Origin of the sequence: Gloeomargarita sp. SRBZ-1_bins_9 (assembly GCA_039794565.1) — a bacterium.
Lineage (GTDB): Bacteria > Cyanobacteriota > Cyanobacteriia > Gloeomargaritales > Gloeomargaritaceae > Gloeomargarita.
The window spans coordinates 308,922-321,077 of record JAUQVX010000001.1; the positions used below are offsets into that span (position 1 = coordinate 308,922).

Annotated in this window: 15 protein-coding genes; 6 read left to right on the plus strand and 9 right to left on the minus strand. The window is 58.8% G+C overall.

Going from position 1 to position 12,156, the window contains the following annotated elements; genetic code table 11:
* Window positions 1–93: 93 nt before the first annotated feature.
* Window positions 94–1,389: a S41 family peptidase gene (locus tag Q6L55_01695; protein ID MEN9257432.1), complete on the plus strand. Its 1,296-nt coding sequence runs from the start codon at window positions 94–96 to the stop codon at window positions 1,387–1,389.
* Here Q6L55_01695 and psb28 read toward each other — a convergent pair.
* The 4 genes from psb28 to Q6L55_01715 all read right to left on the minus strand — a co-directional run bounded on the left by psb28 (window position 1,386) and on the right by Q6L55_01715 (window position 4,951).
* Window positions 1,386–1,727 (minus strand): photosystem II reaction center protein Psb28, encoded by a 342-nt coding sequence (gene psb28 / locus Q6L55_01700; GenBank protein MEN9257433.1) that lies wholly within the window; start codon window positions 1,725–1,727, stop codon window positions 1,386–1,388. The two genes, Q6L55_01695 and psb28, sit on opposite strands and share 4 nt — an antisense overlap.
* Before the next feature lie 24 nt (window positions 1,728–1,751).
* Window positions 1,752–2,228 carry a R3H domain-containing nucleic acid-binding protein gene (locus tag Q6L55_01705; GenBank protein MEN9257434.1) on the minus strand — a complete coding sequence of 159 codons (477 nt, stop codon included), beginning with the start codon at window positions 2,226–2,228 and terminating at the stop codon, window positions 1,752–1,754.
* Window positions 2,229–2,498: 270 nt separating this feature from the next.
* Window positions 2,499–4,652 carry a glycosyltransferase gene (locus Q6L55_01710; GenBank protein ID MEN9257435.1) on the minus strand — a complete coding sequence of 718 codons (2,154 nt, stop codon included), beginning with the start codon at window positions 4,650–4,652 and terminating at the stop codon, window positions 2,499–2,501.
* Between the two features lie 89 nt (window positions 4,653–4,741).
* Window positions 4,742–4,951: a hypothetical protein gene (locus Q6L55_01715; protein ID MEN9257436.1), complete on the minus strand. Its 210-nt coding sequence runs from the start codon at window positions 4,949–4,951 to the stop codon at window positions 4,742–4,744.
* A 128-nt stretch (window positions 4,952–5,079) separates the two neighbouring features.
* Here Q6L55_01715 and Q6L55_01720 point away from each other — a divergent pair, with 128 nt between their 5' ends.
* The 5 genes from Q6L55_01720 to coaE all read left to right on the plus strand — a co-directional run bounded on the left by Q6L55_01720 (window position 5,080) and on the right by coaE (window position 8,760).
* Window positions 5,080–5,664, plus strand: a complete 585-nt coding sequence (locus Q6L55_01720) for an alpha/beta hydrolase (GenBank protein MEN9257437.1) — start codon at window positions 5,080–5,082, stop codon at window positions 5,662–5,664.
* Between the two features lie 3 nt (window positions 5,665–5,667).
* A complete protein-coding gene (locus tag Q6L55_01725; protein ID MEN9257438.1) occupies window positions 5,668–6,327 on the plus strand; it encodes a DNA integrity scanning protein DisA nucleotide-binding domain protein in 660 nt (219 codons plus the stop codon).
* A 33-nt stretch (window positions 6,328–6,360) separates the two neighbouring features.
* Window positions 6,361–7,113 (plus strand): isoprenyl transferase, encoded by a 753-nt coding sequence (locus Q6L55_01730; protein ID MEN9257439.1) that lies wholly within the window; start codon window positions 6,361–6,363, stop codon window positions 7,111–7,113.
* Between the two features lie 104 nt (window positions 7,114–7,217).
* A complete protein-coding gene (locus tag Q6L55_01735; protein MEN9257440.1) occupies window positions 7,218–8,180 on the plus strand; it encodes a LysR family transcriptional regulator in 963 nt (320 codons plus the stop codon).
* A gap of 4 nt (window positions 8,181–8,184) precedes the next feature.
* Window positions 8,185–8,760: a dephospho-CoA kinase gene (coaE, locus tag Q6L55_01740; GenBank protein ID MEN9257441.1), complete on the plus strand. Its 576-nt coding sequence runs from the start codon at window positions 8,185–8,187 to the stop codon at window positions 8,758–8,760.
* On the opposite strand, the gene Q6L55_01745 is transcribed toward coaE, so the two are convergent.
* The 5 genes from Q6L55_01745 to Q6L55_01765 form a co-directional block, all read right to left on the minus strand.
* Window positions 8,761–9,186, minus strand: a complete 426-nt coding sequence (locus tag Q6L55_01745; protein ID MEN9257442.1) for a hemerythrin family protein — start codon at window positions 9,184–9,186, stop codon at window positions 8,761–8,763.
* Between the two features lie 24 nt (window positions 9,187–9,210).
* Window positions 9,211–9,609 carry a roadblock/LC7 domain-containing protein gene (locus Q6L55_01750; protein MEN9257443.1) on the minus strand — a complete coding sequence of 133 codons (399 nt, stop codon included), beginning with the start codon at window positions 9,607–9,609 and terminating at the stop codon, window positions 9,211–9,213.
* Window positions 9,610–9,803: 194 nt separating this feature from the next.
* Window positions 9,804–10,349: an ATP/GTP-binding protein gene (locus tag Q6L55_01755; GenBank protein MEN9257444.1), complete on the minus strand. Its 546-nt coding sequence runs from the start codon at window positions 10,347–10,349 to the stop codon at window positions 9,804–9,806.
* 15 nt (window positions 10,350–10,364) lie between these two features.
* Window positions 10,365–11,141 (minus strand): DUF4388 domain-containing protein, encoded by a 777-nt coding sequence (locus tag Q6L55_01760; protein MEN9257445.1) that lies wholly within the window; start codon window positions 11,139–11,141, stop codon window positions 10,365–10,367.
* Between the two features lie 312 nt (window positions 11,142–11,453).
* Window positions 11,454–12,152, minus strand: coding sequence for an SDR family oxidoreductase (locus Q6L55_01765; GenBank protein ID MEN9257446.1), 699 nt, complete (start codon window positions 12,150–12,152; stop codon window positions 11,454–11,456).
* Between the last annotated feature and the right edge of the window lie 4 nt (window positions 12,153–12,156).

Sequence of the window (12,156 nt, forward strand, 5' to 3'; positions counted from 1 at the left end):
ATCATTGTAACCCAAACCGCCCCTGACCTCTGGACAGATGGGTCTGGACAGATGGGTTACATTGAAAGGAACCACCCTGTATCCCGTGCATCCATGACAGCAGTGGATCACCATTGGTTGCGCCTGGGAGTGGGCCTTTTGATGCTGGGATGGGCACCGGCCCCGGCCCAGGTCCCCCTCGACAACAATCCCAAGGCCATCCTGGATGAAGCCTGGCAGATTATCAACACCCACTATGTGGACCCCCAGTTCAACCGCGTCAACTGGCAACAGGTGCGCCAGACCCTACTCGGTCGGGAGTACACCTCCCGGTCCCAAGCCTACGCGGCGCTGCGAGCCGAGATTGCCAAATTGGGGGACCCCTACACTCGTTTTCTCGACCCCCAGGAATTTCAAGCCCTGGTCAACCAAACCGCCGGTGAGTTTTCCGGGGTGGGGGTGCGCCTGCGGCTGGAGGACGACCAGGACCCCCCCCGCCTGACGATTGCCGATGTCATCGCCGATTCTCCCGCCGCCCAAGCCGGCATTCGCCCGGGGGATGAGCTGGTCTCCATTGCCGGGCGCAGCACCCGGGGCATGACCCTGGAGGACGCCAGCCGCCTGCTGCGGGGACCCGCCGGTACCGTTTTGCGCCTGGAAATTCGCCGGCCCGGCGATCTGGAAACCCTACCCCTGCAACTCACCCGCGCCTGGATCGAAACGCAAGTGGTGGATTATGCCCTCAAGCGGGAACAGGGACGGGCCATCGGCCTGATTCGGTTGCAGGGATTTAATGCCCACGCCGCCGAACAGATGCGCCAGGCCCTCCAGTCGCTCCAGCAACAGGGCGCCCAGGCCTATATCTTGGATTTGCGGGGCAACCCGGGTGGTTTGCTCAGCGCCAGTATCGAAATCGCCCGCCTGTGGCTGCCCCAGGGACGCATTGTGAGTACGGTGGGGCGGCAGGGGGAACGGGAGGTCTTTGAGGCCAACCGCACTGCCTTGGTGGAGGAACCCCTCGCTATTTTGGTGGACCACCGTTCCGCCAGCGCCAGCGAAATTGTTGCCGGAGCGCTCCAGGACCACAAACGGGCCGTGGTCATCGGCACCCCCACCTTTGGCAAGGGCGTGGTGCAGGCAGTCCACCGGCTCAGCGACGGGTCCGGGTTAACGGTAACAGTCGCCCACTACTACACGCCTTCCGGCCGGGACATCACCCGCAAGGGTATCCATCCCAATCTGGTGGTCGAGATGAGCCGGGCGGAACGGCAATCCTTACCCCAGCGCTCTGCCGATGTGACGACCCGCCGAGACCCGGTTTATGCACGGGCAGTGGAGTGGTTAAGCCAGGTCTTGGCCAACCGCCGTAGCCGGGGGAACCATAGTCGCGCACCCCTCCCCCGCAGTTAAGCCTTGGTAAACTCCAAGCCCATTTGTCGGGCGTAACGGTCCATAAAGCGCATAAACCGCTCCCACTCCTCCGGCGAGCGCATGATATAGCGGGCTTCGATGGCATGGGGTTTACCGTTGCGGAACTTGGCGTTGACCTCCCGTGTCACCAGCTCCCCTTCCTCATCCACCAGGTACATCCCGGTGATCTCGCCGAGACCGGCCTCTGACCGTTCCAGGACTTTGGGCTGCTCAAACCGGAAACGGGCTGTGCCGTTGGTTGCATCCCGGGAACGGGTGAGATAGACCTCGGGAACGGTTTCCTCGTCCACGCCGCGGATAAATTGAATGGATGCCATAGCCACCTACCATTAACCGTTGGTCTAGCTTAGCGCGTTTCGTCTGGGTAAGACCACTAGGTAACGGTCCGGTTCCTGGCCGCGGCTGAGGGTTTCCAGGTCGGGGTACTGCTGAAATAGGGTGTGCACCTGCCGCCGCTCCGCTGCCGAGAGATGGGGAATGGCCACCTCCTTGCCCGTCGCCCGTACCTGTTCCGCGATCCGGGCCACCAGGGCCGCCAGCTCCTTCTCCCGCTTGGCCCGGTAACCTGCCAACTCCAGCGTGAAGGGAAACTGCTCCTCCGGGGGCAAGTGCAGGTTCAGGTTCACGTTGGCCAGGTATTGTAGGGCATCCAGCACGGCCCCCTGGGGTCCCAACAGGATAGGGATGTGCGCCGGGTCCTGGGGTTCAATCACCAACCACTGCCGCTGGGGGTCTATCCGCACCACCGCCTGAATTCGCGCCATGGCAAAAATGGCCTGTAGCCACTGCTGCCCCCGCGTCAACTGATCTGCTGACATCCTTGCCGTTATCCTTATGCACCTTCCTTGTCCATTATGCCCATGGGCCTACCCCTTGGCTTAAGAAACCCTTAAAGATGGGTCATGCCGGAGGTGACTTATGGTCAAATAAAAGCCGTTTTGTGGGACAAACGGCTGCTATTACGTGACACATTTCCCCAAAGATTTATTGAGACCGACCACAAACCCATTAGATTTGTTTATGATGGGGATCAAGAATAAACGTTAATAAACCCGTTTTGAGAGGATTACCCAAAATGCAATCAGGCGTTATTCGTTGTCCCAATTGTGGTCAGTATGCCCAGCGTTTTCTCCACAGGGAATCGGGTTGGCTGGAAACCCAATGTCCCCATTGTGATTACCTAATGGTGCAACATCCCCACAGTGGCCAGGTGATCGAAGCCTATGCCCCCGGCCTGTACCCCTGACCAACGCCCGCAACAGCCAGCCCAGGGAACGCCATTCTCCTGGCACCTGTTGTTCCTGCCACTGGCCGGGTCGGCAAAACAGCAGGGGAATCAACTGCCGTTCCTGCTCCAGGGTGAGATGGGTCCAGGTCAGTTGCAGCTGTTGGTGGGGCTGGGGTTGCACGTGGGCGGTCAAGGTTAATCCGACTTCCGGAAGATGGACGGTCACCAGCCCAGCAGTCAACCCTCCCTGGGTCAGAGTCACCACCGCCCCGAGTTCTGAGACCTGTTTGCTAACTCCCCAAGCGACCGTCGTCCCCTGGCGTAATTGCACCAGTTGTCTGAGGCTGAACCAGGGATAGGGGGAGGGACGGGGGGCATCCACCAGGGCCAGACAGGCCAGGCAGAGCATGAGCAGTTGGTAAAGACTTCCCAGCCAAACCCACTGCCAGCCCTGGACGGTGAAGGACCAGAGCCAGCAGCCCAAGTTGATGGCCAGAAACACCAGCAACGGCCAGATGTAGGGCCAGTTCACCACATAGCGTTCGCTGCACAGGCCCTTGGGGGTGACCCGGAAGCCTTGGTCGAAGGGACGCCACAGGGTACGCCAGACCGTGACACTCAGGGGCCAGCAGGTCACCAGGGTGTACAGGTCGGAAAACACCACGGCCCGGCTCCGGCGGTTAAGCCAGGGCCAGACCAGGAATTGGGCCAGGTAGTAGGGCATGAAGAAATAGACCACCTCCGCTGGAGTTGCCCGCAGGGGCAGGGCTTGGAACAGCACCACCGCCAAGGGCAATACCAGAAAACCCAACCGCGCCCAGCAACCGAACCAGTGCAGCAAACCTTCTAAGTGGGCTAGGCGCTGTTGCCAATTCAAGCCGGGGATGGTCAAGGGGTTGCAGTCCAAAAATAACCCCTGCAAGGTCCCCCGCGCCCAACGCAGCCGTTGGTGGATATGAGCCGCGATGTTTTCCGCCGCCAGCCCGGCGCTGAGTTTTTCCTCCAGATAAATGACTTGGTAGCCCAAGGCCGCCAGCTTGACCCCGGTGAAATAGTCCTCGCACAGGGACCCGGTGACAAAACCGCCGATGGCCTCCAAAGGCGCCCGCCGCACCACAAACGACGTACCCGAGCAGGTTACCCCCTGCACCCCATCCCGCATGGGTTCCACCTGCCGGTAAAAGACCTCCTCCTCGGGCGTCAGCACCCCCGTCAGTCCCAGGTTATAGGCAATGGGGTCGGGGTTGTAGAAGGTCTGGGGAGTCTGCACCAGAGCGACTTGCGGGTCCTGGAAAAAGCCCACCGTGCGGGTCAAGAAATTGCGGGTCGGCACAAAGTCCGCATCAAACACGGCGATCAATTCCCCCTGGGTCAGGGCCAGGGCGTGGTTGAGGTTGCCGGCTTTGGCATGGCGGTTATCGGGCCGGGTGAGGTAGTGACAACCCAAGGCTTGGGCCAAGGCACGGATTTCTGGACGGCGGGTGTCATCCAGCAGATAGATGGTCTTGGGTTCGTAATCCAGGGCCTGGCAACCCAGGATGGTGCGCTTGAGGACAAATGCCGGTTCATTGTAGGTAGGGATAAAAATATCCACCCTAGGCCGGTAACGACCGCTGGTCACCGCTAGGCTGTACACATCCGCTTCCGGCCGCCGGTCCCGCGTCTGGACCATCAGAAGTAACTGAATCCATCCCCCCGCCGACCCCAATACCTCCAGCCCCAGCACCACCACCGAAAACAACCACAGCCCCGGCGTTTCCCACCGCAGCGTCGCCATGACCCGCCAAAGGAGATACCGCCCCACCAGCACCAGAAAAATCGCCAGCACCCAAAAACGGGACCATTTGCCGGGCCGGGGATAACAGCGGGTTATGACTCCACAAACGCCAACCATCCCCAGGGTAATGACCCACAGGGTCAAGGGGTCCTGCACCGGTACGGTTAACCCATCCCCCAGCCACGGCACCAGTGCCAGCAAAAACAACAGCAGCCATCCCCCTTTGCTCCGGCGCACCTTTGGCCGCGAACCTAACCGGACCGGCAGCATAGCCCACCCCCTCCGGTATCCCTGATGGCAATACGGCTAGTCGTTAACAGGGGTTCTTAGCGGGACGGAAAGTCTGGCAAATTTCCCTTCTCCAACTGCCGTAACATCCGCTGGGGCGCGCTCGCCTGGGCTACTTCCACCATCCGATCCAGGGGGGTTTCCGCCACGTACTTGAGGGCCGCCGCCAAATACTCTCGGTGCGGACAGGCATCCCCCAGCACACAGCCGTTGACGCAGGCTTCCGCACAGTTGACCGTCGGTTGCATAGGATTGTTAACAATTCTAAACGTTCTATACTCTAGCGATGGATGGGGACAGCTGGCAAATCGACGGAACCCCACGGGTCTAGGCAAGTCTTGGTAAAGTGCTAATGGATAGTTCAGGGAGCAAAGGCATGGTGGGTGCGATGCTGCGGCGGACGCTGGTGGGTGTAGGTTTGGTTTGGGGATTGTGGGCAGGACCGGGGTGGGCTGCCGAGCGGATCCTGGTCCGTTTTGGGCCGATCAGCACGCTGGTGGAGGTCAAGGATTTACAGACCCTGGCGACTACTGGGCAAGCCTCCGAGCGTCTGGCGGCGTTACTCGGTTTGATGGGGTTGAAACCGGCGGACGCCCAGCGATTTTTGTCCCAAACCGTGCCCCTGTCCCCCGCCAATCTCGACCGGATTATGAACAGTTTCATCGGCAATTTGGTCTTGACCCAGGTGGCGACCTTTGTACAACCGGCCAATGGGGGGGACGGGGTGGCAGCCCTCAAAACCGGTCTTGCCCAGGCGGGGCAAAACAATTCCCTCAGTTTGCTGAGTCTGATCCAGAGCTACCCAGGGGACATAGCCCTAGACGCCCAACGGGGTATGGCCATCTACCGACAAATTCAAGCCGACGCCCAAAACCTGCCCCAGGTGCTGGCGGCCTTGGACGAAATCCTGCCCCTGTTGGCGCCGGGGTTTAAATTCAGTGCAAGTTGTACCCCTCGGTAGAGGATGGAACGCTGGGATGCCCTACTGGCCACAGGGATACTGGCGTTGTTGCCCTTTATTTGGCAAATCAAAGGGTTAGTAGTGGCCTCCCTGGGGGTCCTAGCGCTCCTGGCCCAGGCGCACCATTTATTCTGGACAGCCCAGGCCTTGGGATTGTTGGCCCTGTTGGTCGGAGTTGGCCCGACTTGGCCATGGCGACGCTCCGGCTGGTCTCCCCCGGTCAGTGACATTGACCTCCTGGTACAAACCGTAGCGGAATGTACCCAACGACGATGGGGAGCATTGCTGGTGCTGCTGCCACCTCGGGCCACGATTCCCAGTACCCTGCCGGGTTTGTCCATTCAGGCGCAACTTTCGGTGGAATTGCTCTTGAGTTTGCTCTCCCCCTTGAGTCCCCTCCACGATGGGGCGGTGGTTATCGGCAATGGCCAGGTGGTGGCAGCAGGGGTGATTGTGCCCATTTCCACCCAACCCTTGGCCTTAGGACTGGGCACGCGCCACCGGGCAGCCCTGGGGGTGACCGAGGGGCAACCGGACTGTTGGGCTGTGGTGGTTTCCGAAGAAACGGGGCAAATTGCCTTGGCCTGGCGGGGACAACTGTGGCCGGATTTGACCCTGGAGCAACTGCGCCTCCATCTGGAAAAAGGGAAAAATCGCCTATGATGCTCATACAGTCCCTCTCAGCCGGTGACCAGTATGGTGACCCATTCGCAACCGCAGCCGTCGCTTGTGACCCTACCTGAGGATTTGGACCCCCAACGGCTCCCGCGCCATGTGGCGGTGATTATGGACGGCAATGGCCGTTGGGCGCAAAAACGGCACCTGCCCCGGGTGATGGGTCATCAACAGGGGGTGGCGGCCCTAAAGGAGCTGGTGCGCTGTTGCCGGGATTGGGGGATTCCCCATCTGACCTGCTATGCCTTTTCCACGGAAAATTGGGGGCGGCCGGCCCTGGAAGTGGAATTTCTCTTGACTTTGTTTGAGCGGGTGTTGCGCCAGGAACTGGACGAGCTGATCCGCGAGCAGGTGCGCCTGGAATTTGTCGGTCACCTGGCGGCCCTCCCCCCACGCCTGCAGGCCCAAATCGCCGAAGCGGTGGAATTGACCCGCCACCAGGAACGGGTTCGGCTAACGGTGGCCACCAACTACGGCGGGCGCCAAGAGATCGTCCAGGCCTGTCGTGCCCTGGCCCGGCGGGTGCAGCGGGGAGAGTTAGACCCCGAAGACATTGACGAAAACCAATTTGCTCAACACCTGTACACCGCCTGCGACCCGGATTTGCTGATCCGCACCAGCGGGGAAATGCGGTTGAGCAATTTTTTGCTTTGGCAGGTGGCCTATGCCGAACTCTACGTGACCGACACCCTGTGGCCGGATTTTGACCGCGCCTGTTTTCACCAAGCCCTGCGAGCCTTTCAGCAACGGCAGCGTCGGTTTGGCCGTCTTTAGCGCCCCCAAAAGCGCTTGCTGCCGATGGAATCGGGAAAAGGGGGTCGAAAAGAGGTATAAAAATAGTTAATTCATTAACAGCGCCTTGCCCGAGGGCCACGGTTATGAATGAATTACCTTTTACCCTGGACCAATTGCGCATCCTCAAGGCGATTGCCGCCGAGGGCAGCTTCAAGCGGGCTGCGGACAGTCTCTATGTCTCCCAACCGGCCGTGAGCCTACAGGTACAAAACCTCGAGCGCCAGTTAAACGTACCCTTATTTGACCGGGGTGGTCGGCGGGCGCAGTTGACCGAAGCCGGGCATTTGTTGCTCCACTACGGGGACAAAATTCTGGCCCTGTGTGAAGAGGCCTGTCGCGCTCTCGACGACTTGCAAAACCTCCAGGGGGGAACGCTGACCGTCGGCGCCTCCCAAACCACCGGCACTTACCTGATGCCCCGGTTGATTGGGCTGTTTCGCCAGCGCTATCCTCAGGTGTCGGTGAAATTACAAGTCCATTCCACCCGCCGTACCTGCTGGAGTGTGGCCAACGGGCAATTGGACCTAGCGATTATCGGGGGAGAAGTGCCGCCCGAGTTGCAGGATGCCCTGGATGTGCGGGCCTTTGCGGAAGACGAACTGGTGCTGATCTTGCCCCCCAAGCATCTGTGCAACTACGGTGACGTCATCAGCCGCGATGAACTCTACCAATTGCGCTTTATTACCCTGGAGACCCAATCCACCATCCGCAAAGTCATTGACAAGATTCTGAGCCAGTACAACATTGACACGGGGCGCTTCCGCATCGAAATGGAACTCAACTCCATCGAGGCCATCAAAAATGCGGTGCAGTCGGGCCTAGGAGCAGCCTTTGTCTCCAGTTCGGCTATCACCAAGGAACTGGAACTGGGCACTTTGCGGCGGGTGCGCATCGAAAACATCACCCTGCGGCGGATTCTGTGGTTGGTGTCTAACCCCAACCGCTACCAATCCCGGGCGGCGGAAACCTTCGTGCGGGAGATCCTGCCCCTGTTTCCCAACCTGCTCCCGGATGCATTGAAAATACCCATGGGGGTGCAGCCTTGATGGGGTGATCATCGGCCTGACGGGGGGCATCGCCAGCGGCAAGTCCACGGTCACCCACTACCTCCAGGACCGATATGCTATTCCCGTTTACGATGCCGATGTTTATGCCCGGCAGGCGCTGGCCCCAGGCACCTCCGCTTGGCAAGCCGTTGTGGGGCGCTATGGGGCAGCCGTACTCCAGGCCGATGGGCAGATCAATCGCCGCTGGTTAGGGGAGCGGGTGTTTACCCAACCGGCCGAGCGACGGTGGCTGGAGCAACTCATCCACCCCTGGGTCCGCCGGTGTTACACCCAAATCACCCTCCCCCCTGGGCCGGTGGTCTTCAGCATCCCCCTACTTTTTGAAGCCGCCATGACCGACCTGGTGCAGCAGATATGGGTGGTGTGGTGTACAACCCAGCAGCAGTACCAGCGCTTGATGCACCGCAACGGATTAACCCACGCCCAGGCCCATACCCGTATCCAGGCCCAACTGCCCCTAGCCCTAAAAATGCTCTGGGCCGACCGATTGTTGGATAACTCCGGAACGCTGGGCCATCTCTACCGACAAATTGACCGGTACGTAGCCGAGTTGAGCTGACTACCCCTGGGCCTGGTGGATCTCCTGGGCCAATCGGGTATCAATTTGGTAGATATGGTCCAGCAACCAGTCCCCAAGGGCTGCGTGAATTTTGCGAGCTTGTTCTTCACTGGCTCCACTCTCGGTATATTCCCGATGCCACTGGTTCAGCATCTCCAGGAAACGAGCATGGGCTTTTTGATTCGTCTCCGCTATGGGACACTGGTGGCGAGACGCACAGCTTTCCTCTTGACCGAAATGCCATTCAGCGTAACCCTTGAGAAAAGCGATGAGTTTTTTCACCGCCGCCGCCCCCTGTTGCTGTTCAATGGCATCGGCTAGGTCATTGATGGCTTCAATGAGCTCCCGGTGCTGGTTATCGATCAGCGGCAAACCCACCTTGATCCGTTCATCCCACACGTAGCGGGGTAAAGTTCCTAGAGCCATTGTGTGTCCTCCTCACCCCCGGATTTAAGCAATGGAGATCGTATTGCTGCTGGCCGTGAGAAATTCCTGCAACCGGCTGACGAGATTTTTGACCTCCAGGTTGATGACACCCAGTTTGGCCTGCCGGTCCGCCAGCACCACCAGTACAGCTTCCTCGGTGCAGTTGGTAATAATCGCCGAGCCTTGGTCCCCTTCCACCCACACCCGTTCAATCGCACCCCGGTTCAATTCCCGACCGATCCGTTCACTCAAAGACAGCAGGGCTGCCGCCATGGCCGACACCCGCTCCTCGTCCATCCCCGGCATCAAACAGGAAGCCAGCGCCAGACCATCGGGAGAAACCACCGTCGCCGCCTGAACATTGGCCACCGAACCGACAAATTGCTGCAACGTCGTCGTTAACTTCGCCACATTAATTGGCATAACTTTGCCGCCTCCAAACCCATCGAAATAGTGTACTCTTTTATTATAAAGATCAACGGTAGTCTTTATCCTATTTCTTTAGGATTTATTTATATCAAAAAATGGTCCAAATTTTCATGCCAACACCCCATTTTGACCCCTTTATTCAGGGGGCGTTAGGGTCAGGAATCTGGCTATTATAGGCTGCGATTTGTTTATGCCTTCGGCATCATCAACTGGCGATGATCGGTGTAACAAAGGCGCACCAGTTGCACCAAAGCAGCCACAACTGATGCCTTTTGGGTGGCATTTACCGGCAGCAGTAAGTTTGCATCAACCCCCAAAGCCATCCCCACATAGTCCAGCGGCCAGGCTTCGGGTAAATCCGTATGGGTGACACCGACCAGATAGGGTAGTTTTACTCGCTGCTGTACAAACGTTGCCATACGACGTGCTGCCCGAAATGCCGCCGGTTGATGCCCCTGGACCAAAAGGATGTAGGCGTGGGCGTGGCGCAACAAGATTTCCCACATAAAATCAAACCGCTCCTGTCCGGGGGTGCCGTACACATGAAGACTCATGTTGGGGCCAAATGTGATGCGTCCAAAATCCATAGCCACCGTCGTGGTGGGTTTCAGTAGCCCAGTTTCATCCGTAGCCCGGCGGTCGGTATCCACTGGGGCAATATCACTGACGGTCCGCACAAAGGTACTTTTTCCTGCCCCGACCGGACCGGTCACCACAATGCGCATGATGCCCATAGGAACGGGGTCCTCCTACCAATTACGCTGCAAAAACGTGAGGAGGTGCTGGAAAAAACTCTCCGGCAAGGGCGAAGAGGGCGCTACTGATGGAGTGAGATGGATATGGGGCAACTCCACCACCAGCCCTACCACCAGCAGGCGAAAGGCCAACTTCTGAACCGCCAACACGGGAACCTGCCATTTTTGGGCGATATCTGCCAGGCTCATTTGCCCGTTGCTGTACTCCCAGAGCCGCCATTCTTGGCGATTGAGATGATAACGGGGCTGGCCGCCGGTGCTGAGTAAACCCGAACTGGGTTCTGGCAATTTATCCAGCAAATGCTGCCAATCTTTTAAGGCCCGCAGCCCGGCCAGAACCACCTCCAGCGGTTGGGCCTGTAAACCCGTCAGGGCCAAGGGTGATAGTTGCACCTGGGGCTGAAAGTGGAATGGTGCATCGGGCAGGGCCAACAGCCGACAGATGGGGCGAATCACCTGCTGGCAGAACAACCAACGCTGTTGCGGCGCTTTTAAGAGTCCTTGTTCCACCAACCAGCGGCCAAAGGGCTGGGTAATCCCCTGGCGACTGTACCAATGGCGCAGATGCTCGAGGGTTTCCGGTCGGAACCAACCCTGGAGAGCCATCGCCTGGTGCCAATTCCACGCTGGCAGGGACGCGCCCACGATTTGTCCATGGCAAAAACCGATGTGCCAGTGGGCCACTTGCAGCAGACCGGTGGTTTTTTCTTCCCCTAATAGACGCAATAAATCCGCTAGGGGAAATTCCGCTAATTGCCCCTGAATAGCCATCACTTTACTCCTTTAATACCGCAATAGTTTTGTCGTCGGTATGCGCGCCAGGACGAACCAAAACTACGGCTGGTCACTGTACATTTTCACTCTAAAAATTTCCCCTCTTAAATGCCCACCGTGTTTCCACGGAAGTCCATTAACCCTTCACAATAATTTGCATTTGATCAAGTAACCATGGGAGTTCACAAAGATTTGTATCTTTCCATGGGGGCTAGGAAGGTATCCCTAGGGCAAAATACTCAGCAGAACAAGTAGGAATCATCAGGGCCGTTGGGCGCAGCCCCTGCTTGCCCGTTAGAGGGGAGGGGCTTAGAGAAAAACGTGACTCTCCGGTTGGATATTAATCTCGAGGGGGACGGCTGTCGGTTCAACTTGCAGAGCATACACGATAGCATCCGCAGCTGTTTCGGGCCGGAGCATTTTACTGCGGTCCACCTTCAGGGCAATGCCCTCCCAAAAGGGGGTATCCACACCGCCGAAATAAAACAGGGTGACTTTGATGTTGTAGCGGCGCAGCTCATCCGCCAGGACTTTGGTGGCCCCCACCGCCCCGAACTTGGAAGCACAGTAGGCCGCCGCCAAGGGCATAGTATGTTTCCCCAAAATGCCGATGACATTGCAAATGTGCCCGGCGCGCTGGGTTTTCATCACCTGGGCCGCCGCCTGCATGGCATAGAAATTCCCCTGGAGATTCACCGCCAATTGACCGGCGAAATCCTCGGGGGTGAGCTTGTCCCAGGATTTGAACACGCCGGCGCCGGCGGCATTAATAAGCACATCCACCCGGCCAAAGGTGGCTACCGCCTGGGCCAGCAATTGCTCCACCTGGGCCGGCACCGTAATGTCCGTGGGTACACACAGGGCCCCTGGCACCCCCAACGCCTGTAACCGGTCAGCTTGCCGGGCCGCCAAAACCAACTTGGCCCCCAAGGGCTGCAACCGGGAGACCACTGCGCGGCCAATGCCCCCCGTCGCCCCAATCACTACCACCACCTTGCCCTGGACCATCGTT

Coding starts and splice junctions, on each gene's coding strand:
- Q6L55_01695 (MEN9257432.1), top strand. CDS start 94: ATGACAGCAGTGGATCACCATTGGTTGCGCCTGGGAGTGGGCCTTTTG.
- psb28 (MEN9257433.1), bottom strand. CDS start 1,727: ATGGCATCCATTCAATTTATCCGCGGCGTGGACGAGGAAACCGTTCCC.
- Q6L55_01705 (MEN9257434.1), bottom strand. CDS start 2,228: ATGTCAGCAGATCAGTTGACGCGGGGGCAGCAGTGGCTACAGGCCATT.
- Q6L55_01715 (MEN9257436.1), bottom strand. CDS start 4,951: ATGCAACCGACGGTCAACTGTGCGGAAGCCTGCGTCAACGGCTGTGTG.
- Q6L55_01720 (MEN9257437.1), top strand. CDS start 5,080: ATGGTGGGTGCGATGCTGCGGCGGACGCTGGTGGGTGTAGGTTTGGTT.
- Q6L55_01725 (MEN9257438.1), top strand. CDS start 5,668: ATGGAACGCTGGGATGCCCTACTGGCCACAGGGATACTGGCGTTGTTG.
- Q6L55_01730 (MEN9257439.1), top strand. CDS start 6,361: ATGGTGACCCATTCGCAACCGCAGCCGTCGCTTGTGACCCTACCTGAG.
- Q6L55_01735 (MEN9257440.1), top strand. CDS start 7,218: ATGAATGAATTACCTTTTACCCTGGACCAATTGCGCATCCTCAAGGCG.
- Q6L55_01745 (MEN9257442.1), bottom strand. CDS start 9,186: ATGGCTCTAGGAACTTTACCCCGCTACGTGTGGGATGAACGGATCAAG.
- Q6L55_01750 (MEN9257443.1), bottom strand. CDS start 9,609: ATGCCAATTAATGTGGCGAAGTTAACGACGACGTTGCAGCAATTTGTC.
- Q6L55_01755 (MEN9257444.1), bottom strand. CDS start 10,349: ATGGGCATCATGCGCATTGTGGTGACCGGTCCGGTCGGGGCAGGAAAA.
- Q6L55_01760 (MEN9257445.1), bottom strand. CDS start 11,141: ATGGCTATTCAGGGGCAATTAGCGGAATTTCCCCTAGCGGATTTATTG.
- Q6L55_01765 (MEN9257446.1), bottom strand. CDS start 12,152: ATGGTCCAGGGCAAGGTGGTGGTAGTGATTGGGGCGACGGGGGGCATT.